Here is a 25,852-nt window from a genome sequence, read left to right on the forward strand (position 1 = left end):
GGGACCAATTATTTCTTGACAAACTGGGGGTTCCAGCGTTCTGATGTTTTGAGTACTGATTATTCGACTTTTAGGATTGCAAGCGGAAAAAGAAAAAAGCCGGAAAACTGCTTGTGGCGTCCGGCTTTTTTGGCTAATTACTTTTCTTTTCAATAAATTTATCGTGCATCTGTTCGAGTAATGAAAAATCAACGGTGCTTTTCAGGTATCCAATGGCAGGGTTGTTCTCCTTTTTCTGCTTATAGAGAATTTTTGCATTCTGGATAATTTTGTTTTTATTTTTACGGATAAAAAGCATTTCTTTATGTATGAGAGCCTTATAGAATAAGTCTGGTTCATGCTCCATATCATACAAGGTTAATTCCGATGCAGGAACTGGAATCATATTACTCAGTTTCAATGTTCCCTTTAATTCCAATTCCCCGGATGAGGATTGGGAAGTGATGCGGATGATGGGAACAATGCTTCCCCGGATTTTCTGTACTCCATTTTCCATTCGGTAATCAGAATTTTTAGGTGAGGAAAGGGGGATGTAATAGTTATACCCGTTAATGCTGTATACAATGCCCAGATACTTCCGTGTATGGTTCCGGTCATTTTTCTTTGAGGAAAAAACATTTTTTTCAACGGTACTGATATATGAGATATATTCCTCAGATATTTCATATAGTTTTAATTCGCTCATTGGTATCTCCTACAGAGAAAAGGGCGATCATGGCGATCACCCTTTGATTTTAAAGTTTCCCACTGTCTGGCAGGGAATCTCCTGATTGATAAAGTTTTCCACTATCTGGCAGGAACTCTCCTGAATATAAAGTTTTCCACTGTCTGGCAGGAACTCTCCTGACGATGGTTTCCCATCTCTGATATTATTATACGTTTTTGCGGGAAATATGTCAATAAAAATGAAAAATTCCGCTGAAATGATTTTATGCCGGATTCCGCATAAAAGCAAGGGGATTTTGTCGAATCTCGTTTGTCGAATGTCGAATTGGGTGGGGTAAATGGGGTAAAGAGGGGTAAAAGTCATCATAATCTAACAGCGGCACAGGCGGCTATCAATAATTGATGCCATAGGAATTTGAGTACGATTTGGCGAAAGTATAAAGAAATGGCTTGAAATCAAGGGATTTTGAGCGTAGAGGGGTTCACCGGAGCGGCTGGTGGGCTCCTCTTTTTTGCGTTTTGGGATAGGGCTGTGAATATGGCGATAAGGAAATATCGGATACAATTTGGCGAAACCCCGGACTTTTGCCAAAAAGTATGGTTTTGCCAAATTGTATAGGGTTTTGCCAAATAGTATAAGGGTTTCGCTAAATTGTCTGAAAATGCTGTTGAAATTTGGCAGATAAAGTGCTAACCGCCGCTATGGGAAATCGCCCCATATGCGGCGTTCTGTCATTTTCCCCCACACTGGATTATTAACTTGGCAGTTGGGGAGGTCAGAGGTAATAGGCGGATGGCCTTATCGGATGAAAGGCGAAAAATATTAGACCAAAAAAATGAAAAATCTGCGATTCACGTAGCCAGATTAACCATTCACGAAGTAGGCGTTAGAAATTCCCCTATTTTTTCCGATAAGTTAGTTGAAGACTGGAGGTGGCGGACACGGTAAAAATTGCAGTATGTGATGATGAAAAAAATATAAGGGGCTACCTTGTTTCACTCATCAAAAAGCAGGGTACAGAATGCAGCATTACGGAATATGCCTCTGCTGACGAGTATCTGGCGGATGGGAAAGAACACGATCTGGTGTTCTTGGATATAGAGATGGGAGACTCCGGCACGGAGCTGGACGGTATGGGGCTGGCAAGGCATATCCGGGGCATGGATGCACGCAGGCAGCCAATCATCATATTTGTCACGGGCTATGAAAAATATGTCTATGACGCCTTTGACGTAGGGGCGTTCCAGTATCTGGTGAAGCCCGTGGATGAACAGAAGTTTTCGGGGGTGTTTGGCCGGGCAGTGGGGCAGATTTTATCCGAAGCAGAACAGGGAAAGAAAAAACTTGTGATCCAGTATGGCGGCGAGGGAAAAGCCATACCGCTGAATGATATTTATTACATGGAGAGCCGGAACCATAATATCGTCCTGTACCTGAAAAGCGGAAATATAGAGTATTATGCAAAAATCGGTGACCTGGAGGAAGAACTGGCGGGGCAGTTTTACCGCATCCACCGGGGCTATCTTATCAACCTTTTCCATGTGGAAGGCTACGATAAGACAGAGGTAAGGATGGCGAATGGGGATAAACTCCTGCTTTCAAGGTATAAGTATGACGGCTTTGTGCAGGCATATATGGATTACATTTCGGAGGAAAGCCTATGAGCCAGTCAGGATTTGAAATGGCCAATAACATATTGGATATGTGGAAGATAATCATACAAGCCATAATGTTCCTTGTTTTGTGGGCGACAGCTTTCAATGTAAAGAAGGGGAAAAGGGATGGCATTGCGGCAGTCATATTCATGCTTGCAAATATGGGATTATGGTTTCTGCCATGTGCATCATGGGTCAGGTATGCCGTTTTAGCTTTGGCAATATTGGGATATGGGGCAGTGAATTATAAAAAACAGATTGGCAAAGCGGTCTTCGTGATACTTGGCTTTTATAACCTCCACTGCCTGAGCTTTCTGATAGCAAATAGCATTTATATAAAAATAACAGACATGATGATGAAGGATTTGGATGCTTTATCGGGGAATTATCAACAGCAGGTGTACCATTGCATAGCAGTCGGGATGGCTTTATCTGTTTTCCTTTATACGGCATTATTTGTGGCGATGACGGTCATTCTGCGCAGTATCATCAAAGGGACGGGCATAATGGCATGGCAGGACGTATTCCTGCTTTCCGTGTTGAATTTTGTGGGAAGCCTGATTGCAGGTGTGGTAAGCGGCCTGTTGATTGTAAATATAGGAAGCGGTGCGTTTATCCTGTTTGATGAAAAGCCGGATCTGCTATGGAAGGTTCCCATGATAGCAGTCTTCATATTTGCAGGGGAAGCCGCACTGATCTATTTCTGGCAGAGATACCGTATTCTGCTTGATGAAAGGCAGAAGCATTTTGTGGAGGAACAGCAGGTCAAAGCCATGAAAAAGCGGCTGGAGGAAGCAGAGAATTTTTACGGCAGTATCCGGAAGGTGCGCCATGAGATGAAGAACCACATGGCGAACATCAAGGGGCTGGCAGGAGCCGGGGAGTACGGGGAGATTGAGGATTATGTCCGGCGGATGGATGAGACCATGCAGGAGCTGGAGTATAAATATGTGACGGGAAATGCGGTGACGGATGTCATCATCAATGACAAATGCCGCAGGGCGGAGAAAGCGGGCATCCGGTTTGAAGCTGATTTCCGGTACGGCGGGGAAATCCCGGTATTTGACATGGGGATCATACTGAACAACCTTCTGGATAATGCCATAGAAGCCTGTGAGAAACTGGAGCCGGGAAAGGGATTCATAAGCCTTGTCCTGAAACGGAAGAAACAGTTTTTACTGCTGGATGTGGAGAACAGCTTTGACGGGGCTGTGCCTGTGCAGGTGCGTGGCGGCTCGGCACCGCCTACAACGAAACAGAGTACCCTGCCCGGAATCATCACGGAGCATGGAATCGGGCTTTCCAATGTGAGGGAGATGGCAGAGCGGTATTTTGGTGGTGTAAACATAAAAGTGAAAGGGGATGTATTCCATGTGACGGTCATGCTGCAGCAGGGGGAGGTGGAAGCGGAAAAGAATAAGTAACAGGATGCTTTTAACTGAAAACAAAAAATGGAGGATTAGAAAATGGCAATCAGCGGAGTAGGACAGAATTATTATCAGAACAATGTGGCAACAACGAAAAACACAAAAAATGTGAATGGCACGGAGAAATTTGCATTGGAGAAAACAGGCGAGACAAAGGAATTATCGGAAGCGGAAGAAATGGAATTATTCAAGAAGGAATTCTATGAAGACCTTTCCAAGATAACAATACATAAGACATTAAACAATGTTGCTATCAATATTTCAGAAGCAGGGTTTAAGGCTATGAAAGATGACCCGGAATACAGGGAAAAAATCCTTTCATTGCTCAAAAGGGATTTGGGGAGTTCGCTGGCGCCAAGAAACTGTTCTGGAGTGTTTACAGTTGGCGCAACAATAAAAGAATATCGGGGCGATTCGTGGCCTGTCGGTTATGATTCGGAATTTTATGCCCGTTCTGGGAACAGTTTTTTTAAGAAGACAAGTGAAAAGAAAGACAGGCAGAAGGAGATTCTGGAGGAATATCTGGAAAAGAGGGCGCAGACGAAAAAACAGCAGCAGGAAATATTGAATGAAAAGATTGCAAAGGCGGAGCAGGAGAGAAGCAGGCTGTCGCAGTCATGGAGCAGTGAGAGGCAGATGGCAGAAGCGGCAAATACTTATGACGCCAATGTTATGACGGAAACTGCCACGGGCAGTGCTTCCCTGCTTGGCTGATGAAGGGCATTATGCCCGGACTTACCATAAGGGGGCATGGGCGGCTCCGAATGACAGAAGGGCCACCATTCAAAAATTTTTAAGGAGGATGATTATTATGGCAATTTCAGGAGTAACGGATTACACAAACACTTATGCGGGGTACACAAATTCCGCAAAAAAGGCAGAGGAAAGTGTAAAAACAAGTACGGTGGAGCTGAAAACTCCAACCGGCGGAACCAAAACGGAGCAGATCAAGACGGGTTATAGCAATGTGAATGATTATTCCAAATATTTGCAGGGCAAGTACAGCTATATGAATACGGGGACTACCTCAATGCAGGGTGTTCCGACAACAGTATCTGTATCGGGAGCATTCTTAAAGAAGTGTATGAATGACCCGGAGAAAGCTAAATATTTGGAGGAAAATCTGGCGGCTATTCCCGATAGCGTTAAATCGCTTTGTAACTCTGTGAAAATGGCACCGGGTAGTCCTGTAGTGACCTATGCCACTTATAAGATAGATGATAATGGTAATATCTCCATGATGAGCGGCAGTACAAACGATCCGGATGGGAAAATAGCCAGAGAGAACGCTGAGAGGAAAGCAAAAGAAAAGAAAGAGCAGGAAGAAAAAGCGGCTAAAAGGCGGGAGGAGAAAAAGGCAGAGGAAGAAAAGGCCGCGGAAAGACGGGCAGAAAGGAAAGCGGCGAATGAAGCAGCGGCAGATACAGACGGATATACCGTAAGCGCCACAGGCACGGATATAAAAGCTGTTACGCAGAAAGTTATAGCAGCATCTTTGGGTATGTCTACGCCCGCAGGAGCAGGTTTTGATATAAAGGCGTAAATAATCCTTACATCCGATTCCGCAGAGGCGCATAAACCCTTGCCCCTGCGGAATGCCCGGACTTACCATAAGGGGGCATGGGCGGCTCCGAATGACAGAGGGGTCGCCATTCAAAATTTTTTAAGGAGGATGATTATTATGGCAATGGAGATTACAAACAATTACAGTAGTTACGTAGCAAGCTACACCGACACTACGAAGAAGACAGACAGCAAGGCGGCATCGGAGGTAAAGACAAACACATCAACAAACAGCAAGGATAAGGTGCAGGCATATTACGAGAAATTGTGCAAGAAGTTCCCTAACATTACTTTTAATACAGGTAGTGGTCTTATGAGCGGAAATGAAAATAAAGTGGTAATAAATCTTTCCAGCGAATGTTTAAAGAAAATGGCAAATGATCCAGAATTTGCTAAGAAAGTAGAGTTTAATTTAACTGGTGCAGTTCCAGGACAAAATAGAATGTTTGCACAAGCCAAAGCTGATAATGCAGTGATACATGGTGTTACAACTGTAATAGATGCCGATGGGAATGCTTCCGTTACTTGTGGTGGTATGACAAGAACAAGTGGTTCAAAACAAAATTCAACTACACTGAATACGGAAAAGAAGCAAAAAGAAAGATTAGAGAAAAAGCGAGAGGAAAGAAAAATTTTAGAAGAAAAGGCGACTAAGAGACAGGCGGAAAAAAGGGCAGAGAAGAAGGAGCAGATGGAAAAGTTGATAGAAGACAGAGGAGCAGATACGTTCACGGTAACGGCTACAGATACCGATGTAAAAAGCGTTACGCAGAACCTTATAGCTGCAATTTCTGGTACATCAGTATCTACGGGAGCAGGTTTTGATATAAAGGCGTAAATAATCTTTACACCCTATTCCGCAGAGGCGCAGAAACCTTTGCCCCTGCGGAATGCCCGGACTTATTGCGAGAGGGCATGGACGGCTCTGAACGACAGAAGAGCCGTGATATTAAAATAATTGGAGGATATTGGAAATGAGCATAAATGGAGTAGGACAGAATTATTATCAGAACAATGTGACGGTAACGAAAAGTTCAAAGAGTGTAAACAACACAGAAGAAACAAGCGGTATGCGGGAATTATCGGAAGCAGAGGAAATGGCGGCATTCAAAAAAGAATTTTATGCCGAACTTGAGAGGATACCAAGGGATAGAACAATAGCAAATGTGGCTGTTAACATATCAGAAGAAGCATTTAAGAATATGAAAGATGATCCAAAGTACAGGGAACAGATGTTATCTGTGATTAGGCGTGATATGACGGGTTCTGTTGCTCCGGCCCCGGATTGTTCTTTGGTAATTACAGTAGGAGCTACAGCTAAAGACTATAGGGCTGATGGATGGTCAGTTAATAATGATTCGGAATTTTACGCGCGTTCTCAGGACAGTTTTTATAAGAAGACGAGTGAAAAGAAAGACAGGCAGAAGGAGCTTCTGGAGGAATATCTGGAAAAGAGGGCGCAGGCAAAAAAACAGCAGCAGGAAATGTTGAATGAAAAGATTGCAAAGATGGAACTGGAGAAAAGCAGACTGTCGCAGTCATGGAGCAGTGAGAGGCAGATGGCAAAAGTGGCTGATGCATATGATGCCAATGTTATGATGGAAACTGTTGCGGGCAGTGCTTCTCTGCTTGGCTGATAAAGGGCATTATGCCCGGACTTACCATAAGGGGGCATGGGCGGCTCCGAATGACAGAGGAGCCGCCATTCAAAATAAAAATTTTTAGGAGGACAAAATTATGGCAATGGAGATTACAAGCAATTACAGCAGTTATGTAACAAGTTACACTGACAGTACGAAAAAGGTGGATATGTCTGGGAACGGTATGCTGACACATTTATCACAGATGATGGTGCAGCGCGCTGAGAACTGGATGAACGGCATCGGCGGGACAAACGATATCCTCGGAAGCACAGTGCAGTCAGCAATCAGGGCAACGGAACAGGCACTTTATGATTTAGACCATCCGCTTTCCCCGGACAGCGTAAAAAGCATTGAGGTGCAGAGACAGCAGGTGAAGGAGAGAGCATTTTATCAGTTGTTTTTGGTAAAACTGGAAGGCTGCTTATAAAGGATTATGATAGATTAACACCAATGCCCCACAGAGGATAAGCAGGCATCCCTGTTTTCCGGCAGATTGGCAAATCGGGGAGCAGGGGCGGCTTTGGTGGATGGCGGGGAGTAAAAGGAGTGGAGAAAGTATAAATGAATATTTTTCTTAATAATCAAATTAGGCGGAATCAGACACTGCTTGACATTATGTTTGGCAGAAAGGTACAGAACACAAAAACTAATAAGAATATGCAGTCCGGCAGGAGGGATACCGTCACCATAAGTAGCGAGGCGCAGGAACTGTCCATGAAGAAAAGCATATCGGGCAGGACGCGGAACACAAGCGTAGATAGCACGATTGACCTGCAGAAATATATAGATGATGCCAGGGAAAGCAATCGCGCGGCATTGGAAAATGCGGGTAGTGAGATTGATGTCAATGCTGTTACATACACGGACAGTTCCGAAGCATTCCGGGCGGCACTGACGGATAAATATTCAAAACTGGCGGCAGAGGCAAAGACGCATTCCAACCCAGAAGAATATATCTACGGGAAATATTATGACAAAGGCTCACAGTATTATGAAGCGAATCTGACAGAAACAGAGCGCCGGATTGCCTATAACTATGAAATGCAGATGTATAAGGACGGAAAGATAAACGGCGTAAGTTATCAGGATTCCCTTTTCAGGGGAATTGAGATATACGGGGATGTGAAGGATAATGACAGGATCATGTTTAAACGCCAGACTATAAACAGGCAGATATCCAATATCCTGTCGGGCGCGGGGATTGACACTGCAGGGATTCCGGACACCTGCTCTTTTACGGTTGATCCATACAGTTATTATATTTCAGTCGATGGCGTGGACGATTCGCTTAAGCAGCCAATGGAACAGGCGCTCAATCAGGGGAGCAATGGGAAGAACCTGTATAAGCATATCCTCACCTGCTCTACGCAGGACGGGTGCAACAGTTCGCAGGTTTCTGCGGATTCCAAGTTGAAGTTTCAGGCATTCCAGCAGGTGTATGAATATATCGGGCTGAAACTGAATGAACTGGATGAGAGGGGCGGAACTTATTATACAAAGGACGGAGAGGACATAAAGGAACTGGTCAGGACAGCAGTGGATAAGTCAGGCACGGTTCCGTGTGATTACAAGGCGCAGGTAAAGCAGTGGATATGCGGGATGATTTCAGAGATTTCCGGGAAGGGCTGGAACAATGTGGCAGATATGAATCTCAGCATACTCTTCCAGTCGGGCAGGCTGATTGACACGAAGCAGTCCATCGTTTATGCACAGGACAGCGAATGGATCAAGGACACGATAGGTTCCAGTTGGTACAGCGTGACAAATAAGTGATGAAAACAAATAATGCACAAGTGATAAAAGGGAATCGGTGGACAGGAGGTGGCTGTGCATCCTGTTTGGCGAGCCGTATGAAGCCGAGTTCCAGTCCGGCGGCGGAGTCCATGTGTATGACGGGAACGGAGACGAGATACTGACCTACACGGTGGGTGTGGGCTGGCATGAGAAGGAGTCGAAGGCGGAGACACAGGTACACGGGGCTTTGAAGGCTGCCTATTATGATGCGTACCATGCGGCAAGGCAGGAGATAAATTCCGGCATTGCCGGGATGGAAGTTCAGGGCGGATTTGTTGCGAGGGCATAAGAAGAATACATAAAGCACAAACGATAAAAGGGAACCAAACGTGAAGTGTTCATGTTTGGTTCCCTTGTTCCATATCAGTGCGGGGAGATAGCAATAGATGTATTTTTGGGGGAGAGGAGGTGGTATTATCCGGAAAATGAAATGCCCGGAGAGATGGTGCAAGAAACGGGCCTGTGATATTGGGGAGACGGGTTCCGGCTGGATTATCGTGTCGCTGAAATGCCCTAACTGCGGCAGGGTAATAAAGGTGTACTGGAAACCGAAAGGAAAAAGATAAATATACATAGTGGGAAAGAATGGCAGGAAGGTATCCTGTTATTTTTATTTTTATAGATTAAAGCGTTTCTTTTATGGTCATACTAAAGTTATCAATGGAAATTTTTGGAAATTCCCATTGTGCGGCTTGGCAGGTCAGCCATGCCGGATAACTGAATATGTACCGAGCGAGTGGGACCGCATTGTGTCGAGTCACGAATGGCCGGAGTAAAGCTAGTGAATTATTTTAGATTTCTTACAAAGAGCTTTCTCAGGGCCATTTTTTGCCTTTTTTTCAAAGCCAGTCCCACATCTGAATGAGAGCGTTCCTAACTTTACGAAGGCGTAAAGGAAGGAACGCTTTATGTCTTTTAGGAAAATCACAATCAAGTCAGGGAACGAAGAATTCACAATGAATGCTACGGAAGAGGAATATCTGAAATACTACCGCCCGTGGTGGCAGATGAAGAAAAAGGAGCAGAGGAACCGGGAAGCGATGGAGCAGAACGGCTATACGGAAGAATCCTACGAGGAATGGAAAGAGAACGATATGCGGACGGAGTTTTTTTCGGAGAGCATGGAGGAACTGGCGGAAAAGAGGATGCTGCTGGATGTCCTTCGTGATGCTATGGATTCCCTCCTGCCAGAAGAGCGGGAGCTTGCCATGAAAGTGTTCGGGGAGGAAATGAGCGTCTACGAATATGCACGGGTAACGGGCGGCAACAGGCGGACGCTTGATTTCCGCAAAAACAAGGTCATGGAGAAACTGCGCCATTTTTTCCGGGAACGTGGTATTGATGTGTAGTTCTTCCTTTATTCGACAGGAAAAGATACGTTTGTCGAACGGTTTTCAAAAATGTTTCATTTTTCATTGCCTGTTTTCAAAAAAGTGTCATTACGACAGTGAAGGGGATAGGTTTAACTGTCCCGGAAAGGAGGAACGGAGCCTATGGAAAAGTCACAGGAGCTTATCGGCATCTTGCAGGCGATCAGCATCGTGGCGAAGAGCCTCGCCGCCAAGCTGATGCAGATCGAGAAGGAAGTGGAAGCCTATGAAGCCGCAAAGGCGGCGCATGACAGGAAAATGAAGAAAGGATGGAGGCGCTGATGCGTAAGAAGGTTTTTATCTGCAGCCCCTTCCGCGGCGACATGGAGGGGAATGCAAGGAAAGCGGCGGTCTACTGCCGCATGGCGTGTGAGGAAGGGCATCTCCCCATTGCGCCGCACCTCTTATTCCCGCAGTTTTTGAACGAGGGCATCGAGGAAGAAAGGCTGCTCGGCATTGCTGTGGGGATGGAGCTGCTCGCCCTGTGTGACGAGGTGTGGGTGTTCGGGGAAGCCACCGAAGGGATGGCGGCGGAGATCGCCTATGCCACAGAACAGGGAAAGGAAATCATTTTTAAGGAAACGGAGGGAATGTAAATGGGAAGTGAATTATTGAGGATTGCGGAAGGGTTCTCCATCGTGGCGGAAGGCCTGCGGGGACTTGCCAAAGCGGAAGGCGGAACGAAGGAGAAAGCTGTAAAGGCACAGCCATCAGCTACGGAAAAAGCACAGAAGCAGGATGCGGCGCAGGAACAGCCTGCCACGCTGGAGGGCATCCGCGCACTGATGGCGCAGAAAACGCAGGAAGGGAAGTCGAAGGAAATAAAGGAACTTTTGCAGAAGTACGGCGCGGCGAAGCTCTCGGCGGTGAAGCCGGAGGACTACCCGGCGCTGATGCAGGAAGCGCAGGTGCTGTGATGGGGAAACACGCACTTCTTTCCGCATCTTCCTCCAAGCGGTGGCTCTCCTGCACGCCTTCCGCAAGGCTGGAGGAGCAGTTCAGGGATGAACCGGGCGGCAGCGTCTATGCCGAGGAAGGCACCGCCGCCCACGCACTTGCGGAGCATAAGCTGAAAAAAGCATTAAAGAGGCGGTCAAAACGCCCGGTGTCGGATTACCAGTGTGACGAGATGGAGGAATGCACGGACGGGTATGTGGCCTTTGCGATGGAGCAGGTGGAGCTGGCAAGGCAGGAATGTGCGGACCCGGTGGTGCTGATCGAGCAGCGGCTGGACTACTCCGCCTATGTGCCGGAGGGATTCGGGACGGGTGACCTTCTGATCGTTGCTGACCATATCCTTACCGTCATTGACTTTAAATACGGGAAAGGCGTGCCGGTGGATGCGGAGTGGAACCCGCAGATGATGCTGTACGGGCTTGGCGCACTGGAACTGTTCGATGCCCTCTATGACATTGAGATTATCCGAATGACAATCTACCAGCCGAGGCTGGAATCCGTCAGCACATGGGAGATTTCCGTAAAGGACCTGATGGAATGGGTGGAGATGGAACTGAAGCCAAAGGCCGTGCTTGCCATCAAGGGAGAGGGTGAGTACCGCTCCGGCGACTGGTGCCGTTTCTGCAGGGCGAAGAACACCTGCAGGGCAAGGGCGGAGGAATACCTGCGGCTGGCGCAGATGGAGTTCAAGCAGCCTCCGCTCCTTACGGATGAGGAAATCGCGGAAGTCCTGAAAGTGGCGGACGAGCTTGCCAAATGGTCAGCGGACGTCTACGCCTACGCGCAGGACGAGGCGGTCACTAAGGGTAAGAAGTGGGCCGGCTTTAAGTTAGTCGAGGGCAGGAGCAACAGGAAATACACGGATGAGGAGGAAGTGGCGCAGGCGGCGCAGAAAGCCGGGTACACGGATATCTACAAAAAGACGCTCATCGGCATTACGGAGATGGAGCGCCTGCTTGGGAAGAAGAAATTTGCAGAGGTGCTTGGGAAGCTGGTCTACAAGCCGCAGGGCAAGGTGACCTTAGTGCCGGAATCGGACAAGAGGCAGGAGATTGTTGCAGCAACCGCAGAGGCGGATTTTAAGGAGGAATGAATACCATGAGTAATGAAAATGCAAACCTTACAAAAGTGATCGTACCGTGCAGGTTTTCCTACCTGCACTGCTGGGAGCCCAACGCAGTCAGCGACGGGGACCCCAAGTATTCCGTATCGGCCATCATACCGAAGTCGGACACGGAGACCATTGAGAAAATAAAAAGGGCAATCGAGCAGGCAAAGAAGGATTCCGTCTCCAAGTGGGGCGGCAAGGTCCCGGCGAACTTAAAACTCCCCTTAAGGGACGGCGACATTGACCGCCCGGAGGATGAGGCTTATGCGGACAGCTACTTCTTCAACGCCAACAGCAAGCAGGCGCCGCAGGTGGTGGATAAAAACGTACAGCCTATCCTCGACCAGTCGGAGGTATATTCCGGGTGCTATGGCAGGATCAGCGTGAACTTCTACGGCTTTTCCACCAACGGCAATAAGGGCATCGCCGCAGGGCTTGGCAACATCCAGAAGCTGCGTGACGGGGAGTCGCTGGGCGGCAGGACGAACGCAGAGGATGACTTTGACGCGGTGGAAGTGGATGACGAGGAAGATTTTCTTGGATAGGCATAACAGGGCGGCGGGGAACTGCCGCCCGTCATCCAAAGTACGGAAGGAGGGAGGCTTGTCATGGAACGGGTGCTTGAAATGGATATCGAAAGTTTCAGCGATGTGGATTTGATCAAATGCGGGGTATACGCCTATGCGGACAGCCCTGCTTTTGAGATTTTATTATTTGCTTATTCCTTTGACGGAGGGGAAACACAGATCATAGATCTGGCACAGGGGGAGAAACTCCCGGCAGAAGTGGAGGATGCCATCTTTGACGTGTCAGTGACCAAGACAGCATACAATGCGAATTTTGAGCGCACCTGCCTGTCAAAACATTTCGCGAGATACATTCCCCCGGAGTCCTGGCATTGCAGCGCGGTGCAGGCGGCAATGCTCGCCCTGCCACGGTCACTGGAGGACGTGGGCAGGGTGCTTGGTCTGGATGAGCAGAAGATGAAGGAGGGCAAGGAACTGATCCGGTATTTCTGCGTCCCCTGCAAGCCGACCAAAGCAAACGGCGGCAGGGCGAGGAACCTCCCCTGCCATGCGCCGGAGAAGTGGGAACTATTCAAGACCTACTGCAAGAGGGATGTGGATGTGGAGAAATCCATCCGCAGGAAACTGCATAATTTCCCCATCCCGGAAAGCGAGATGGAACTGTACCGCTTAGACCAGCGCATCAATGACCGGGGCGTTCTGGTGGATATGGGGCTTGTGGAGCAGGCCATTGCCTGTGAGCGTCTGCATAAGGAAGTGGTGACGAAACGCGCCTATGAACTGACGGGCTTGGAGAATCCCAACTCCGTGGCACAGCTCAAAGGCTGGCTTGGGGACATGGGGATGGAGGCGGAGAGCCTTTCCAAGAAAGCAGTGGCGGAGATGATAGCGGAGACGGACGGGGAAGTGGAGGAACTGCTCAAATTAAGATTATTAATGGCAAAAACATCCGTGAAGAAGTATGAGGCTATGGAGCGGTCTGTCTGTTCGGATGGCAGGGTACACGGGATGCTGATGTTCTGCGGCGCAAATCGGACGTCAAGATGGTCAGGCAAAATAGTGCAAATCCAAAATCTGCCAAAAAACTACATTCCCGATCTGGAACTGGCGAGGGAGCTTGTGAAACAAGGCAGATTTGAGGATATCGAACTTTTATATGATTCCACACCGAATGTGCTTTCAGAATTAATCCGTACAGCCTTTATCCCAAAGCAGGGATGCCGCTTTGTGGTGGCAGACTTTTCTGCCATTGAAGCCCGTGTCATGGGGTGGCTTTCCGGCGAGGAATGGGTGCTGGACGTTATCCGTGGTGACGGGAAACTGTATGAAATGACGGCATCGAGGATGTTCGGCATCCCTATGGCGGAGATCGGAAAGGGCAGTCCGGAGCGGGCGAAAGGTAAAGTAGCTTCCCTCGCCTGCCAATATGGCGGCTCCACTGGCGCACTCGTTTCAATGGGGGCTTTGGATATGGGGCTGACCGAAGATGAACTTCCTCCGCTTGTGGCGGCATGGCGGAAAGCCAATCCGCATATGGTGCAGTTCTGGTGGGATGTGGATGCGGCGGCAATAAAGGCGGTTACCGAAAAGCAGAAAACAAAAGTCGGAAAGATCATTTTTGAATATAAGAGCGGGATTTTATTTATCACGCTCCCGTCCGGGCGCAAGCTGTCCTATGTGAAGCCGAGGATGGCAGTGAACCGATTCGGGCGCGATGGTCTGACCTATGAGGGGATTTCCGAAAACAAGAAATGGAGCCGGATAGAAACCTACGGCCCCAAGCTGGTGGAGAACATCGTGCAGGGGACGGCGAGGGATTTACTGGCGGAGGCAATGCTCCGGGTGGAGAAGAAAGGTTATCCTATCGTGATGCACTGCCATGATGAGATCATAGCGGAAGTGCCGGATGGAATCGGCTCCGTGGATGAGATGTGTGAGGTTATGGCGGTTCAGCCTGTATGGGCGGAGGGACTGCCGCTCCGGGCGGACGGTTACCAGTGTAGTTTTTATCAGAAAATGTAGAGGGAGAAATATATGGAGAGAAGGAATGCGGAAGGGTACCATGACCCGACTGCCTACGGCGGGATGCGTATGGCGGAGCAGAAAGCGGAAAAGGAAACGGTAAGGATGGTTTATAAGAACGGGAGGATGGAGCTTTATATCCATGAGTTCTTCCCATGCAGGTTGGCGGTGGCAAGGAAGGTGTTCCCGCTGATCCGGCGCTTTGCAAAAGAGGATGACAGGGAGAAACTGAAACAGTTCTTACGGATAAAGGCACGGGAGCATTCCGGGAAAGCACAGGCGTTTTCGGAAAAGGCGGAGTCCCTTACGGCAAAATCGGAGGAATGGCATTTCTACCGAAGGAAGGCCAGGGAAGAGCAGATCATCTATAACCAGTGCATGAAAAATCTGAAATTATTGGAGGGCAGGAAGGAATGAAACTGTATATATCAACAGGCAATTCAAGGATGGAGAAGCGGTGGAACAACGTGGAGATGGAGCTGGATGAATTTATAGAGCGCATCTCCCATACCATCCGCACGGCGGAGACCGTGGAGCAGTATATGAAGATGACGAAAGCAAAGCAGGACGCCATCAAGGACGTGGGCGGCTTTGTGGGAGGCAGGCTGAAAGGCGGTAGGAGGAAGAAGGACTGTGTGGAGTTCCGCATTATCATAACGCTGGATATTGACCATGCAGTTCCGGGAGTGATCGAGCAGATAGAGATGCTGTATAATTACCGCTGTTTCATTTATTCCACCCACAAGCACACGCCGGAGAATCCGAGGCTGCGCCTTGTGATTATCTTATCCCGCCCGGTGTCGCCGGATGAATATGTGGCGGTGGCGCGCAAGGTGGCGGAGGACATCGGGATTGAGATGTTCGATGACACCACCTATGAGCCGAGCCGCCTCATGTACTGGCCGTCCACCTCCTCTGACGGGGAATTTATTTTCCGTGACATTGAGGGGGAGCCGTTAAATCCGGACGATGTGCTATCACGGTATAAGGACTGGCGGGATTCCTCCGAATGGCCGGTGAGCAGCAGGCAGCAGAACATCGTCCAGAGGGAAATGCGTAAACAGGCAGACCCGCTTTCCAAAGACGGCGTTATTGGCGCATTCTGCCGGACGTATTCCATCGAGGATGCCATCGCAAACTTTCTCTCTGACGTCTATCAGCCAAGCACCATGCCGGGGCGGTATGACTATATCCCGGCAGACTCACAGGCGGGCGTGGTCATTTATGAAGGGAAATTCGCTTACTCCCACCATGCCACGGACCCGGCCTGCGGCAGGCTGATGAACGCCTTTGACATGGTGCGGATTCACAGATTCGGTGAGATGGATGCGAAAACGTCCGAGGACACGGAGCCTGCCAAGCTGCCCTCCTTTACCGCTATGAGTGAGTTTGCCGTGAAGGATGAGAACGTGAAAGCCACGCTGGCGCAGGAGCGGCAGAAAGCGGCGGGGGAGGAATTCGCCCCGTCCGATGACTGGCAGGGTGCGTTGGAACTTGACAGGCAGGGTGCGGTAAAGCCCACGCTGGATAACCTTGTGCTGGTCATGCGAAGCGATGAGCGCCTGCGCTCCATTGCGTTCAACCTCCACCGGGACGGGATAGATGCCGGGGAGGGACTTCCGTGGAAGCAGATCAAGCCGGGGTGGAATGATGCCGACTTCGCATCCCTGAAAGTATATCTGAGCAATGTGTATGGCGTGTACTCCCCGACCAGGACGAAGGACGCTGTGCTTGCGGTGGCGGCGAAGCGGGCATACCACCCGGTGCGTGAATACCTTGATGCCCTGCCGGAATGGGACGGCACGGGAAGGGTGGAGACTTTGCTGGTGGATTACTTCGCCGCAGAGGATACCAGCTACACGCGGGCGGTCACCCGTAAGACGATGGCGGCGGCTGTGGCGAGGATATACCAGCCGGGGATCAAGTTTGATTCCGTCCTTATCCTGAACGGCCCGCAGGGCATCGGGAAGTCCACGCTCTTTGCAAAGCTGGGCGGCGCATGGTTCTCCGACAGCCTGACCCTCACCGATATGCGCGACAAGTCCGGCCCGGAGAAACTGCAGGGCTACTGGATACTGGAGCTGGGCGAGCTTGCCGGGATGCGCAAGACCGATGTGGAGACCGTGAAGTCCTTCCTCTCCCGCGTGGATGACAAGTACCGTGCAAGCTACGGCATGAACGTGGAGAGCCACCCGCGCCAGTGCATCATCGTGGGAAGCACCAACTCAGAAAACGGCTTCCTGCGCGACGTGACGGGCAACCGCCGCTTCTGGCCTGTCCGGGTGGGAAGGGAGAGCCGGAAGAAGCCCTGGCAGATCACCGGGGAGGAGATATGGCAGATATGGGCGGAGGCGGTGTCGCTGTACCGTTCCGGGGAGAAGCTCTACCTCGAAGGGGAGGAGGCACAGATCGCCATTGCGGAGCAGGCGGAGGCGATGGAGACGGATGACCGGGAAGGCCTGGTGCGGACGTACCTTGACACGCTGCTCCCGGAGGATTGGGATGAAATGGGTTTATATGACCGCAGGAACTTCTTAAACGGCAGTGAATTCGGGGAGTCGCAGCGGAAAGGCACCGTGCGCCGGACGCTGGTCTGCAACATGGAGATATGGTGCGAGTGCTTCGGGCGGGAATCCTCGGCGCTCAAAAAGATAGATTCCTATGAGATCAATGCCATCATGCGCAAGATCGAAGGGTGGGAGAAGTACGCCGGGACGAGGACGGGGATGTATGTTTTCCCCGTTTATGGGAAGCAGAGGGCGTACTGCCGGGAACAAACGGAACAAGGCGGATGATTGTTCCGGCAGATTGTTCTTTGAAAAAAGCCAGCAACTATGGGCGTTAGCGGATTTATAGGAACAACGGAACAACCTTTACTATATGAGAAATATAAAAATAAAAGAGAAAGAGGATGTGTGTGTATGTCATACACGCGTATAGCAATATAGGGATTTTTTGTTCGTTCGTTCCGTTGTTCCTGAGACTGGAGGCAGCTATGTTTTTGGAAGATATCCTGAAAGACGGATTCGTAAATTATAAAAAGGTGTATGAACTGGCAGAGGAAAACGGCATAAAAAAGACGGAAGTAAAGCGGCAGAAGGCTCTGCTGGGCGTGAAGTCAGTCCATGTGGACGGAGAGGAAGGTGGGACGTTATGGCTGTGGTTCATTCCGAAAAACGTGTGGAAAAGATATTCACAGACGCAGTGAAAAAGATGGGAGGCATGGCGGTGAAATTCACCTCACCCGGATTGGATGGGGTGCCGGACAGGATTGTTTTATTGCCTGGGAGGAAGATCGCATTTGTGGAGTTAAAGGCTCCGGGGAAGAAGCCGAGACCCCTGCAGGAGAAAAGAATGAGGCAGTTGGAATGTTTAGGGTTTCCCGTTTATGTGATTGACGGGGTGGAGCAGATCGGAGGTGTGCTGGATGAGATATGTGCCACATGAGTATCAGGAATATGCAAAAGAATTTATCGTGAGCCACAAGGTGAGCGCATTGTTTTTGGATTGTGGATTGGGGAAAACAGTGATCACGCTCACCGCCATATGGGAATTATTGTTTGACTATTTTGACATCCGAAAAATACTGATTATTGGCCCTCTCCGGGTATCAAGGGATACATGGCCTGCGGAATTGGCAAAATGGGATCACTTATCGGGAGTTGGAATGTCGGTAGTCCTCGGCTCTGAAAAAGAGCGGATAACCGCACTTAACAGGAGCGCACAGGTGTATGTCATCAACAGGGAAAACGTGGAGTGGCTGGTGGAAAACCATAAATGGGATTTTGACATGGTGGTGATTGATGAGCTTTCGTCCTTCAAGTCCCATAAGGCAAAACGGTTCAAGGCATTAAAAAAGGTGCGCCCGATGGTGCGGCGCATCGTGGGGCTTACCGGGACGCCTGCACCCAATGGACTGATCGACCTTTGGGCGGAAATCGGCATCCTCGATATGGGGCAGAGGCTGGGGCGGTTCATCGGCGGCTACCGGGAACGGTTCTTCGTGCCGGACAAACGCAGCCGTGAGATGGTATTTTCCTATAAGCCCAGGGAGGGTGCAGAGGATATGATTTATAATTTAATCTCCGACATCTGCATCAGCATGAAGGCTGTGGACTACTTGGATATGCCGGAATGCGTCTACAACCGTGTGGAGGTCATTATGAGTGAAAAGGAGATGGCTCTGTATGAACAGTTGGGGCGGGATATGCTCCTTCCCTTTTCAGACGGTGACATTGATGCGGTGAACGCGGCGGCACTTTCCAATAAACTTTTACAGATGGCGGACGGCGCGGTCTATGATGAGAACGGGAATGTGAAACACATCCATGACCGCAAGCTGGAAGCCTTGGAGGATTTGGTTGAGGCGGCGAACGGAAAGCCTGTGTTAATTGCCTACTGGTATAAGCATGACCTTGACAGGCTGAAAAAGCACACCGGGGCTGTGGAACTGGACACGGCGGAGGATATGCGGAAATGGAATGCCGGGGAAATCCCGGTGGCGGCGATCCACCCGGCATCGGCGGGGCATGGGCTGAACCTGCAGGCGGGCGGTTCCACGCTGGTGTGGTTCGGGCTGACATGGTCGCTGGAACTGTACCAGCAGATGAACGCAAGGCTGTGGCGGCAGGGGCAGGAGGAGACGGTGGTGATCCATCATTTAATCGCCAAAGGCACACTGGATGAGAGGGTGATGGCTGCACTGGAGAAAAAGGACTGCGGGCAGTCGGCACTTGTGGATGCGGTAAAAGCGAGGATTGGAGGCGGTGGGAAATGAGGGCAGAAGAAATGTTTAAAAATTATACGAAGATGAAGCAGGAAATGACGGTGCTGGAATTTAAGATACGGGATTTTGAGGGAATCAGGAAAGAAGATGTCATTGAAAGCATGAATTTCTCCAAGCCGCAGGGGGAACGGGTGCAGGAGGGCATGGTTTCCGATAAGACCGGGAAAGCGGCGGCATATTACAGGAGGGTGGCGGACAGGCTGGACGATGAGTATTTTGATGAACTTTTCCGGCGGTACCTCTACCTGAAAGAAGAAATAGATTTCTTTGGGTTCCTGATGACACAGTTGAGCGGCAGGCTGCCGGAATTCGTAAGGGACATGGTCATGGAGCAGATGGACTGGAACGGCCTTATGGAGAAATACAGCATCAGCTACAGTACCGTGGGGCGGTACCGGAAAAAGGCGGCAAGGGAGATGGACCAGATGTATGAATTCAGGGATGATGTGGAAATGAAATATATTTTAAGTTAGGTGATACTAACGTGAGACTAAGTGTAGACTATATCGGAATTGTTTTTTCAAAATTTTTATGGTAGTATCAAACTGCGAAGAAGTGTAGGGAGCCCTGATGGAGAAGCCACGGGGCTTTTTTCACGCCTCCGCACAGGGCAGCGGGCTTTATCCTTTCACCGCTGTCCTTTTCTTTTGCGGAAAGGGTGGAAAGGAGATGCTGATGGATTGTTTTGCGAAAAATGAAAATGGGAACTGCAACATTCTGCGCTGTGGCAAATGCCAGGGCGAGACCTGCCACTTCCATAAGACGAGGGAAGAACAGGCGCAGTCATTGGAGAAAGTGAGCGAGAGATTACGGAGCCTGCCGGAGTACCAGCAGGAGGCCATCGCTGACAAGTATTACGGCGGCGTGAAGAAGTGGTGATGCTTTCCTTCACTGCCGCCCGTCTGCTTTACCCGCTGTTCACAAAGCGGTAGAGGGAAAAGCCGTCCTTAAGGCCCTCGCGGTAATAAAACTCGTTTTCGCGGGCAGCCCTGCGGAATGCCTCCGTCTGCATCCCCTTTAACAGTTCCCGGTCATCTTCCGGGAGGCTGTCAAGGATGCGCCGGAACTGTGCGTCCCGCTCCTGCCGCTCTGCCTTTTCTTCCCCTGTCGGCTCTTTGTTATTCCGCCGGAAGATAAGGTCCATCCGTTCTATGACGGTCTGGGTGAGGAATTCCCCGTCTGTCATGGCACGCCACCTCCTTTCGGGAGACAGTTTAAAACAGGAGGGGCGCAGCAGCCAATACCAGATAGTGACAAAGAAAACGGCGGTTTTATAAGCACCCTGCCACTTAGGGAGATAAGCGGGAAACCACCTTGCCATAAACGGGATTCAGAGTTAAAATGCCCACACCAAAGGAAGAAGGGAGGTTTTAGCATGATGCCGGAAGGCTGGGAGGAAGCACTGGAAATGGCGGAGAGATACCGGGATTATTTTTCGGAGAGGGATGCGGACATCGCGCTTGGCAGGAGCGGCACACATTTCTTTTATGTGTATGACAGGGAACACGGGTACTTCGAGGTGTTCCACACGTTCCGCACGGCGGCGGAGTTGGAGGAACTGATATTGGGGACGCTGGCGGAGGACCTGGAATGCATGAACGCTGTCATGGCGGAGAACCTGCATGAGCGGTTTGATCTGACGGACATCAACGAGACGCTGGATAACTACGAGCCACGGTTCCATATGCACACCCTTGCGGAGCAGCTAAAGGCTGTGTCGGAGCAGTGTGAAAAATGGGGCGGGATGCTGGCACAGACCTACAGGGCGCTGTGCGGGCGGCTGCCGGAAGAGTAAACAGGAAGGAGGCGTACAGCCATGCCGAGGAGACCGATGAAACCATGCAGGCATCCCGGATGCCCGAAGCTGACGGGCGGGATGTACTGTGAAGAACACGCAGGGCTGCACGCCTCTGACCGTGCCAGCGCATCCGCCCGTGGGTATGACAGCAGGTGGAACAAGACACGGATACGATTCCTAAAAGCACATCCCCTCTGCGTCAAGTGCATGGAGCAGGGGAGATTGGTGCGGGCGACTGTGGTTGACCACATCGTTCCCCACAGAGGGGATGCGAAGCTGTTCTGGGATGAGAGCAACTGGCAGGCACTTTGTAAGAGTTGCCATGACCATAAAACCATGACGGAGGACCGCTATCAGGAGTTCCATTACTGACGGTTTCCGTGATGGTTCTTTTTCTTCCATATTCCGACAAGGCACAACATTTCCCGTGGAAATCCGCATGGGGAAGGGGGTCGAGTTATCTCTAAAACTGTCGAAAAATATCGACCGCCGCCCCCTCAAACGCGCGTTTTCGCAAATTCGCACAGGGGGGATAGGAAATCGCCCCAAAATCTTACATAAACATTGATTTTTCAAGGCTTTCAGGCACTTTAGTTTTGCGTGAAAGTACCGAAAAACCCATGTTTTTGGGCTTAAAAACCATCAAAAAACGCTGGTTTTTGGCCTTTTTTTGATGGAGGTGGAGGGAAAATGACCGATTTTGAGGCGGCGCAGGTGAAGGAAATGCGCTTAAAGGGCATGGGCTACCGTGCCATTGCGGAGGCGCTGGGGCTTTCCCGCGACATCGTCCGCAACCACTGCAAGGCAAAAGGGATGGGCGGCTATGTGGCGGCAACCGTGAAGAACCTGCAGGAGCGGGAGGTGCAGAACGGCATCTGTATCTGCTGCGGGAAGGAAACGGCACAGGCGGGGACGGGCAGGCCGAGGAAATTCTGCTCAGAAAAATGTAGACGGCAGTGGTGGAAAGCGCACCCGCAGGAGGGGAACAGGAAAGCCATTGTCACAAAGAAATGTGAATGCTGCGGCAGGGAGTTTTCCTTCTATGGCAGCAGGCATCCGAAGTATTGCAGCCATGACTGCTACATCAAAGCAAGGTTCTGGAGGGATTGAAATGGAGTTTAGACGTCTGAAAATAGCCGACCTTATTCCGGCGGCATACAATCCGAGGAAAAAACTGAAAAAGGGTGACAGGGAATATGAGAAGATCAGAAACTCCATCACGGAGTTCGGCTATGTGGAGCCGGTGATCGTCAACTCAGACATGACCATTGTGGCAGGACACCAGAGAGCCACAGTCCTCACGGACTTAGGCTATGAGGAGATCGACTGCATCGTCATTGACATTGACAAGCAGAAGGAGAAGGCGCTGAACATCGCCCTCAATAAGATCACTGGCGAATGGAACAAGGAGCTGCTGGCAGACCTTATCGCCGACCTGCAGGATTCGGACTTTGATGTGTCCTTCACCGGCTTTGAGCCGCCGGAGATCGAGCAGCTATTCAATTCCGTCCACGATAAGAAAGTGACCGAGGATGATTTCGACATTGACGCGGAACTGGAAAAGCCCGCCGTGGCAAAGATGGGCGACATCTGGACGCTTGGGCGGCACAGGCTGGTGGTAGGCGATTCCACCCTGCCGGAGACATACGATGTGCTGATGGCAGGGGCGAAAGCGAACCTTGTGGTGACGGACCCTCCGTACAATGCAAATTATGAGGGGACTGCCGGGAAGATCAGGAATGACCACATGGAAAACGAGCAGTTCTATAACTTCCTTTTCGCCGCATTCGTAAATATGGAGCAGAACATGGAGCAGGACGCATCCATTTATGTGTTCCATGCCGACACCGAAGGGCTGAATTTCCGCAGCGCATTCAAGGCGGCGGGCTTTTACCTTTCCGGGTGCTGCATCTGGAAGAAACAGAGCCTTGTGCTGGGGCGGAGTCCCTACCAGTGGCAGCACGAGCCGTGCCTGTTCGGATGGAAGAAGGGCGGCAAGCACAACTGGTATTCCGACAGGAAGCAGACCACCATATGGGAGTTTGACCGCCCGAAGAAGAGCGAGCAGCATCCGACCATGAAGCCCGTGGGCTTGGTGGCATACCCCATCAAGAATTCCAGTATGAGCAACTGCATTGTATTGGACCCCTTCGGCGGCTCCGGCTCCACGCTGATCGCCTGTGAGCAGACGAACCGCATCTGCTACACCATAGAACTGGATGAGAAGTTTGCGGATGTGATTGTGAACCGCTATTATCAGGATTTTGGCTCTGCGGAGAATGTATTTGTTGAGAGGGACGGGGTGAAAATCCCATATTCAGAACTGATGGGGGAGGCGGCGGGCAATGAGTGACAGGGAACTTTTCATTGAGATATTCCGCAGGATACATGGTCTTGGCGGGTGTGACGCATCGGAATCATTCAGCCGCGGATGGGATGCGGCGGTGGCTTCCTGCGAGGATGTGCTGACGGAACTGACGGGCATCACCTGTGACGACCTGGACGGGGGTGAGGATGATGGATGAAAATGGGAAACTGACGCTGGGCAGCCTGTTCTCAGGCTCCGGCGCTTTTGAGCTTGGCGGTCTGCTTGCCGGAATCCGCCCGGTATTTGCTGCGGAAGTGGAGCCTTTTCCTATCCGGGTGACCACAAAGCGGCTGCCTTTCGTGAAACATTACGGTGACGTGAACAGCATCCGCGGGGATGAAATAGAACCTGTTGATATCATAACATCCGGCTCGCCTTGCACGGACATCTCAATAGCGGGAAAACGTGCAGGGCTTGACGGGAAGCAGTCCAGTTTATTTTTTCAGGCAATCAGGATCATAAAGGAAATGAGGTGTGCGACAGATGGGAGATACCCAAGATTTATCGTATGGGAGAATGTGCCGGGGGCATTCTCCTCAAATGGCGGGGAGGATTTCAGGGCAGTCCTTAACGCGGTCTGCTCCATTAAAGCCGGGGACATTTCTGTACCTCAGCCTCCAAAGGGAAAATGGACGAATGCCGGATGCATCATGGCAGACGGGTTTTCCCTTGCGTGGCGGGTGGTCGATGCCTGCCTGTGGGGCGTCCCCCAACGTAGAAAACGCATCTACCTTGTCGCAGATTTTACAGGCGGGAGTGCCGGAAAGATATTATTTGAGTCCGAAGGCGTGTCAGGGTATACTCCGCAGGGCTTCCGTGCGTGGCAAGGAGCTGCCGGAAGTGCTGCGCAGGGCATTGGAGAAACAGGCGGCATCAGAGTCTGTTTGAATGACCAGGGCGGCAGCCGCATGGACGTGACCGATGATGTGACGTGTACCTTAAGGGCGGAGGCGCACCATCCGCCGTGTGTGCTGGAGCAGGCCGTATTTGAAAATCATTCACAAGATACGAGATATAAGGGACCGTTGGAGACCGCGCCCACGGTCAATGCCACCTACGGCATGGGCGGCAACAACCAGCCGTTCGTGGTGGAAACGCCCAAGACGCTGAAAATCCGCTCCGGATGTGAGGGCGGCGGAAAAGGTGCACTCATACAGGACGATAAATCAGCAACGCTTTCCTGCAGCAATGACCAGACCCTCTTTGTGCCTTTCTGCAAAGGGACGCGCCCGCATTCCGCAGAGGAAGCACCCACATGGAAGGATGGGGAAGTGGCAAACACGCTGAACACATTTGACATCGGGGAGAACCGCTGCAATGAGCTTGTGGTGCAGGCATACGGCATCTGCTCCAAAGAGAGCAACGCCATGAAGTCCGATAATCCGCACAGCGGTTTCTATGAAGCACAGACCGCACGGACTTTGGACTGTAACTGTAACAATCCATCCTCGAATCAGGGCGGCATAGCGGTTGTTGCGGTGCAGGGCTCCATGATCGGGCGGGATGATAAGAACGGCCCGCAGGGCAGCGGCGTGAATGAGGATGTGTGCTTCAGCCTGACAGGGGCAGACCGCCATGCGGTGGCATACCCCACCTACTGCACGAGCAAGAATTCCCATTTCACGCGGGCGGAAAAGGAACTGGCAAACACGCTGGTGGCTACGGATTACAAGGACCCGCCCGTCATCAATGACGTGCAGACCGCATCCGGCAAGGAAGTGTTCGGCACGCTCTCCGCAAGTATGGGCTCCAAGCAGTGGCTGGGCAACCAGGAGGCGTTCAGCGGTGACTACCATATCATAGGGCCGGACTATATCGTCCGCAGGCTGACACCCACGGAATGCGCAAGGCTGCAGGGGTTCCCGGACTGGTGGTGTGACGGGCTGGGTACGGAGAATCCCACGGAGGAAGAAATGATATTCTGGCGTGAGGTGTTCGAGACCCACCGTAAGGTAATGGGTACCTCCACCAAGCCGAAGTCCGACAGCCAGATACTGAAATGGCTGAAAGACCCCCATTCCGATTCCGCAGAATACCGTATGTGGGGGAACGGCTGCGCCCTGCCCAATGTATATTTCGTGCTTTGCGGCATTGTGTACTATGCACAGTTCCCGGAATTTTTATTGTGACATTTATTCCGACATTTATGTTGCTTTTATCCCCGTTC

At 50.6% G+C, this 25,852-nt stretch carries 32 protein-coding genes; 30 read left to right on the top strand and 2 right to left on the bottom strand.

Annotated elements, in window-relative coordinates; genetic code table 11:
- Positions 1 to 133 precede the first annotated feature (133 nt).
- Entirely contained in the window at positions 134 to 685 is a 552-nt protein-coding gene (locus NFS35_RS25330; RefSeq protein ID WP_251209819.1) for a type III toxin-antitoxin system ToxN/AbiQ family toxin, read from the bottom strand.
- 914 nt (positions 686 to 1,599) lie between these two features.
- On the opposite strand from NFS35_RS25330, the gene NFS35_RS25335 reads away from it, so the two are divergent.
- The 24 genes from NFS35_RS25335 to NFS35_RS25450 all read left to right on the top strand — a co-directional run bounded on the left by NFS35_RS25335 (position 1,600) and on the right by NFS35_RS25450 (position 20,398).
- Positions 1,600 to 2,331, top strand: coding sequence for a LytR/AlgR family response regulator transcription factor (locus NFS35_RS25335; RefSeq protein ID WP_103239335.1), 732 nt, complete (start codon positions 1,600 to 1,602; stop codon positions 2,329 to 2,331).
- The gene (locus tag NFS35_RS25340; protein ID WP_103239336.1) at positions 2,328 to 3,746 is read left to right on the top strand and encodes a sensor histidine kinase; all 1,419 of its coding nucleotides are present in this window, start codon (positions 2,328 to 2,330) and stop codon (positions 3,744 to 3,746) included. The genes NFS35_RS25335 and NFS35_RS25340 overlap by 4 nt, the downstream gene beginning before the upstream one ends.
- A gap of 42 nt (positions 3,747 to 3,788) precedes the next feature.
- Entirely contained in the window at positions 3,789 to 4,463 is a 675-nt protein-coding gene (locus NFS35_RS25345; RefSeq protein WP_103239337.1) for a hypothetical protein, read from the top strand.
- 88 nt (positions 4,464 to 4,551) lie between these two features.
- Positions 4,552 to 5,292 carry a DUF6033 family protein gene (locus tag NFS35_RS25350; protein WP_330640458.1) on the top strand — a complete coding sequence of 247 codons (741 nt, stop codon included), beginning with the start codon at positions 4,552 to 4,554 and terminating at the stop codon, positions 5,290 to 5,292.
- 138 nt (positions 5,293 to 5,430) lie between these two features.
- Complete coding sequence (locus NFS35_RS25355; protein ID WP_103239338.1) at positions 5,431 to 6,150, top strand: DUF6033 family protein; 720 nt, start codon at positions 5,431 to 5,433, stop codon at positions 6,148 to 6,150.
- Positions 6,151 to 6,286: 136 nt separating this feature from the next.
- Entirely contained in the window at positions 6,287 to 6,949 is a 663-nt protein-coding gene (locus NFS35_RS25360; RefSeq protein WP_103239339.1) for a hypothetical protein, read from the top strand.
- A 100-nt stretch (positions 6,950 to 7,049) separates the two neighbouring features.
- Positions 7,050 to 7,382: a hypothetical protein gene (locus tag NFS35_RS25365; RefSeq protein ID WP_103239340.1), complete on the top strand. Its 333-nt coding sequence runs from the start codon at positions 7,050 to 7,052 to the stop codon at positions 7,380 to 7,382.
- Positions 7,383 to 7,516: 134 nt separating this feature from the next.
- On the top strand, positions 7,517 to 8,728 hold the full coding sequence (locus NFS35_RS25370) for a DUF4885 family protein (protein ID WP_103239341.1): 1,212 nt from the start codon (positions 7,517 to 7,519) through the stop codon (positions 8,726 to 8,728).
- Positions 8,729 to 8,765: 37 nt separating this feature from the next.
- On the top strand, positions 8,766 to 9,038 hold the full coding sequence (locus tag NFS35_RS25375) for a hypothetical protein (RefSeq protein WP_251209820.1): 273 nt from the start codon (positions 8,766 to 8,768) through the stop codon (positions 9,036 to 9,038).
- A gap of 97 nt (positions 9,039 to 9,135) precedes the next feature.
- Positions 9,136 to 9,315 (top strand): hypothetical protein, encoded by a 180-nt coding sequence (locus tag NFS35_RS25380; protein WP_251209821.1) that lies wholly within the window; start codon positions 9,136 to 9,138, stop codon positions 9,313 to 9,315.
- Between the two features lie 342 nt (positions 9,316 to 9,657).
- The gene (locus tag NFS35_RS25385) at positions 9,658 to 10,098 is read left to right on the top strand and encodes a sigma-70 RNA polymerase sigma factor region 4 domain-containing protein (RefSeq protein WP_251209822.1); all 441 of its coding nucleotides are present in this window, start codon (positions 9,658 to 9,660) and stop codon (positions 10,096 to 10,098) included.
- 144 nt (positions 10,099 to 10,242) lie between these two features.
- Positions 10,243 to 10,401, top strand: coding sequence for a hypothetical protein (locus NFS35_RS25390; protein ID WP_016226768.1), 159 nt, complete (start codon positions 10,243 to 10,245; stop codon positions 10,399 to 10,401).
- On the top strand, positions 10,401 to 10,715 hold the full coding sequence (locus NFS35_RS25395) for a DUF7768 domain-containing protein (RefSeq protein ID WP_251209823.1): 315 nt from the start codon (positions 10,401 to 10,403) through the stop codon (positions 10,713 to 10,715). The genes NFS35_RS25390 and NFS35_RS25395 overlap by 1 nt, the downstream gene beginning before the upstream one ends.
- The gene (locus NFS35_RS25400) at positions 10,716 to 11,036 is read left to right on the top strand and encodes a hypothetical protein (protein WP_251209824.1); all 321 of its coding nucleotides are present in this window, start codon (positions 10,716 to 10,718) and stop codon (positions 11,034 to 11,036) included.
- On the top strand, positions 11,036 to 12,169 hold the full coding sequence (locus NFS35_RS25405) for a DUF2800 domain-containing protein (RefSeq protein ID WP_251209847.1): 1,134 nt from the start codon (positions 11,036 to 11,038) through the stop codon (positions 12,167 to 12,169). The genes NFS35_RS25400 and NFS35_RS25405 overlap by 1 nt, the downstream gene beginning before the upstream one ends.
- A gap of 5 nt (positions 12,170 to 12,174) precedes the next feature.
- A complete protein-coding gene (locus NFS35_RS25410) occupies positions 12,175 to 12,729 on the top strand; it encodes a DUF2815 family protein (RefSeq protein WP_016227732.1) in 555 nt (184 codons plus the stop codon).
- Between the two features lie 63 nt (positions 12,730 to 12,792).
- A complete protein-coding gene (locus tag NFS35_RS25415; protein WP_251209825.1) occupies positions 12,793 to 14,733 on the top strand; it encodes a DNA polymerase in 1,941 nt (646 codons plus the stop codon).
- Between the two features lie 12 nt (positions 14,734 to 14,745).
- Complete coding sequence (locus tag NFS35_RS25420) at positions 14,746 to 15,150, top strand: hypothetical protein (RefSeq protein WP_251209826.1); 405 nt, start codon at positions 14,746 to 14,748, stop codon at positions 15,148 to 15,150.
- Positions 15,147 to 17,528, top strand: a complete 2,382-nt coding sequence (locus tag NFS35_RS25425) for a virulence-associated E family protein (protein ID WP_251209827.1) — start codon at positions 15,147 to 15,149, stop codon at positions 17,526 to 17,528. The genes NFS35_RS25420 and NFS35_RS25425 overlap by 4 nt, the downstream gene beginning before the upstream one ends.
- A 200-nt stretch (positions 17,529 to 17,728) precedes the next feature.
- The gene (locus NFS35_RS25430) at positions 17,729 to 17,941 is read left to right on the top strand and encodes a hypothetical protein (protein WP_016293643.1); all 213 of its coding nucleotides are present in this window, start codon (positions 17,729 to 17,731) and stop codon (positions 17,939 to 17,941) included.
- Positions 17,887 to 18,180, top strand: a complete 294-nt coding sequence (locus NFS35_RS25435) for a VRR-NUC domain-containing protein (protein WP_016293644.1) — start codon at positions 17,887 to 17,889, stop codon at positions 18,178 to 18,180. Before NFS35_RS25430 ends, NFS35_RS25435 begins: the two co-directional genes overlap by 55 nt.
- Positions 18,161 to 19,510: a DEAD/DEAH box helicase gene (locus tag NFS35_RS25440; protein WP_251209828.1), complete on the top strand. Its 1,350-nt coding sequence runs from the start codon at positions 18,161 to 18,163 to the stop codon at positions 19,508 to 19,510. Before NFS35_RS25435 ends, NFS35_RS25440 begins: the two co-directional genes overlap by 20 nt.
- Positions 19,507 to 19,992, top strand: a complete 486-nt coding sequence (locus NFS35_RS25445) for a hypothetical protein (RefSeq protein WP_120413694.1) — start codon at positions 19,507 to 19,509, stop codon at positions 19,990 to 19,992. The genes NFS35_RS25440 and NFS35_RS25445 overlap by 4 nt, the downstream gene beginning before the upstream one ends.
- Positions 19,993 to 20,089: 97 nt before the next feature.
- Entirely contained in the window at positions 20,090 to 20,398 is a 309-nt protein-coding gene (locus NFS35_RS25450) for a hypothetical protein (RefSeq protein ID WP_251209829.1), read from the top strand.
- 28 nt (positions 20,399 to 20,426) lie between these two features.
- Here NFS35_RS25450 and NFS35_RS25455 read toward each other — a convergent pair whose 3' ends face one another.
- Positions 20,427 to 20,705, bottom strand: a complete 279-nt coding sequence (locus NFS35_RS25455) for a hypothetical protein (protein WP_251209830.1) — start codon at positions 20,703 to 20,705, stop codon at positions 20,427 to 20,429.
- Positions 20,706 to 20,894: 189 nt separating this feature from the next.
- Between NFS35_RS25455 and NFS35_RS25460 the strand changes: the two genes are divergently transcribed.
- From NFS35_RS25460 to NFS35_RS25485, 6 genes are all read left to right on the top strand, one after another.
- On the top strand, positions 20,895 to 21,314 hold the full coding sequence (locus NFS35_RS25460; protein WP_251209831.1) for a hypothetical protein: 420 nt from the start codon (positions 20,895 to 20,897) through the stop codon (positions 21,312 to 21,314).
- Between the two features lie 21 nt (positions 21,315 to 21,335).
- Positions 21,336 to 21,689 (top strand): HNH endonuclease, encoded by a 354-nt coding sequence (locus tag NFS35_RS25465; RefSeq protein ID WP_251209832.1) that lies wholly within the window; start codon positions 21,336 to 21,338, stop codon positions 21,687 to 21,689.
- Positions 21,690 to 22,007: 318 nt separating this feature from the next.
- The gene (locus tag NFS35_RS25470) at positions 22,008 to 22,427 is read left to right on the top strand and encodes an RNA polymerase subunit sigma-70 (RefSeq protein ID WP_160562183.1); all 420 of its coding nucleotides are present in this window, start codon (positions 22,008 to 22,010) and stop codon (positions 22,425 to 22,427) included.
- 1 nt (position 22,428) lies between these two features.
- A complete protein-coding gene (locus NFS35_RS25475; RefSeq protein ID WP_160562182.1) occupies positions 22,429 to 23,670 on the top strand; it encodes a site-specific DNA-methyltransferase in 1,242 nt (413 codons plus the stop codon).
- The gene (locus NFS35_RS25480) at positions 23,663 to 23,842 is read left to right on the top strand and encodes a hypothetical protein (protein WP_160562181.1); all 180 of its coding nucleotides are present in this window, start codon (positions 23,663 to 23,665) and stop codon (positions 23,840 to 23,842) included. Before NFS35_RS25475 ends, NFS35_RS25480 begins: the two co-directional genes overlap by 8 nt.
- A complete protein-coding gene (locus tag NFS35_RS25485) occupies positions 23,832 to 25,814 on the top strand; it encodes a DNA cytosine methyltransferase (protein ID WP_330640461.1) in 1,983 nt (660 codons plus the stop codon). The genes NFS35_RS25480 and NFS35_RS25485 overlap by 11 nt, the downstream gene beginning before the upstream one ends.
- Positions 25,815 to 25,852: the final 38 nt, after the last annotated feature.

The sequence above is a fragment of the Acetatifactor aquisgranensis genome (assembly GCF_943193215.1).
GTDB lineage: Bacteria > Bacillota > Clostridia > Lachnospirales > Lachnospiraceae > Acetatifactor > Acetatifactor aquisgranensis.

Coding starts and splice junctions, on each gene's coding strand:
- NFS35_RS25440 (WP_251209828.1), top strand. CDS start 18,161: ATGAGATATGTGCCACATGAGTATCAGGAATATGCAAAAGAATTTATC.
- NFS35_RS25400 (WP_251209824.1), top strand. CDS start 10,716: ATGGGAAGTGAATTATTGAGGATTGCGGAAGGGTTCTCCATCGTGGCG.
- NFS35_RS25395 (WP_251209823.1), top strand. CDS start 10,401: ATGCGTAAGAAGGTTTTTATCTGCAGCCCCTTCCGCGGCGACATGGAG.
- NFS35_RS25340 (WP_103239336.1), top strand. CDS start 2,328: ATGAGCCAGTCAGGATTTGAAATGGCCAATAACATATTGGATATGTGG.
- NFS35_RS25470 (WP_160562183.1), top strand. CDS start 22,008: ATGACCGATTTTGAGGCGGCGCAGGTGAAGGAAATGCGCTTAAAGGGC.
- NFS35_RS25355 (WP_103239338.1), top strand. CDS start 5,431: ATGGCAATGGAGATTACAAACAATTACAGTAGTTACGTAGCAAGCTAC.
- NFS35_RS25465 (WP_251209832.1), top strand. CDS start 21,336: ATGCCGAGGAGACCGATGAAACCATGCAGGCATCCCGGATGCCCGAAG.
- NFS35_RS25430 (WP_016293643.1), top strand. CDS start 17,729: ATGTTTTTGGAAGATATCCTGAAAGACGGATTCGTAAATTATAAAAAG.
- NFS35_RS25450 (WP_251209829.1), top strand. CDS start 20,090: ATGGAGAAGCCACGGGGCTTTTTTCACGCCTCCGCACAGGGCAGCGGG.
- NFS35_RS25455 (WP_251209830.1), bottom strand. CDS start 20,705: ATGACAGACGGGGAATTCCTCACCCAGACCGTCATAGAACGGATGGAC.
- NFS35_RS25350 (WP_330640458.1), top strand. CDS start 4,552: ATGATTATTATGGCAATTTCAGGAGTAACGGATTACACAAACACTTAT.
- NFS35_RS25425 (WP_251209827.1), top strand. CDS start 15,147: ATGAAACTGTATATATCAACAGGCAATTCAAGGATGGAGAAGCGGTGG.
- NFS35_RS25405 (WP_251209847.1), top strand. CDS start 11,036: ATGGGGAAACACGCACTTCTTTCCGCATCTTCCTCCAAGCGGTGGCTC.
- NFS35_RS25380 (WP_251209821.1), top strand. CDS start 9,136: ATGTATTTTTGGGGGAGAGGAGGTGGTATTATCCGGAAAATGAAATGC.
- NFS35_RS25345 (WP_103239337.1), top strand. CDS start 3,789: ATGGCAATCAGCGGAGTAGGACAGAATTATTATCAGAACAATGTGGCA.
- NFS35_RS25410 (WP_016227732.1), top strand. CDS start 12,175: ATGAGTAATGAAAATGCAAACCTTACAAAAGTGATCGTACCGTGCAGG.
- NFS35_RS25360 (WP_103239339.1), top strand. CDS start 6,287: ATGAGCATAAATGGAGTAGGACAGAATTATTATCAGAACAATGTGACG.
- NFS35_RS25330 (WP_251209819.1), bottom strand. CDS start 685: ATGAGCGAATTAAAACTATATGAAATATCTGAGGAATATATCTCATAT.
- NFS35_RS25415 (WP_251209825.1), top strand. CDS start 12,793: ATGGAACGGGTGCTTGAAATGGATATCGAAAGTTTCAGCGATGTGGAT.
- NFS35_RS25435 (WP_016293644.1), top strand. CDS start 17,887: ATGGCTGTGGTTCATTCCGAAAAACGTGTGGAAAAGATATTCACAGAC.
- NFS35_RS25420 (WP_251209826.1), top strand. CDS start 14,746: ATGGAGAGAAGGAATGCGGAAGGGTACCATGACCCGACTGCCTACGGC.
- NFS35_RS25475 (WP_160562182.1), top strand. CDS start 22,429: ATGGAGTTTAGACGTCTGAAAATAGCCGACCTTATTCCGGCGGCATAC.
- NFS35_RS25390 (WP_016226768.1), top strand. CDS start 10,243: ATGGAAAAGTCACAGGAGCTTATCGGCATCTTGCAGGCGATCAGCATC.
- NFS35_RS25480 (WP_160562181.1), top strand. CDS start 23,663: ATGAGTGACAGGGAACTTTTCATTGAGATATTCCGCAGGATACATGGT.
- NFS35_RS25460 (WP_251209831.1), top strand. CDS start 20,895: ATGATGCCGGAAGGCTGGGAGGAAGCACTGGAAATGGCGGAGAGATAC.
- NFS35_RS25385 (WP_251209822.1), top strand. CDS start 9,658: ATGTCTTTTAGGAAAATCACAATCAAGTCAGGGAACGAAGAATTCACA.
- NFS35_RS25485 (WP_330640461.1), top strand. CDS start 23,832: ATGATGGATGAAAATGGGAAACTGACGCTGGGCAGCCTGTTCTCAGGC.
- NFS35_RS25370 (WP_103239341.1), top strand. CDS start 7,517: ATGAATATTTTTCTTAATAATCAAATTAGGCGGAATCAGACACTGCTT.
- NFS35_RS25445 (WP_120413694.1), top strand. CDS start 19,507: ATGAGGGCAGAAGAAATGTTTAAAAATTATACGAAGATGAAGCAGGAA.
- NFS35_RS25365 (WP_103239340.1), top strand. CDS start 7,050: ATGGCAATGGAGATTACAAGCAATTACAGCAGTTATGTAACAAGTTAC.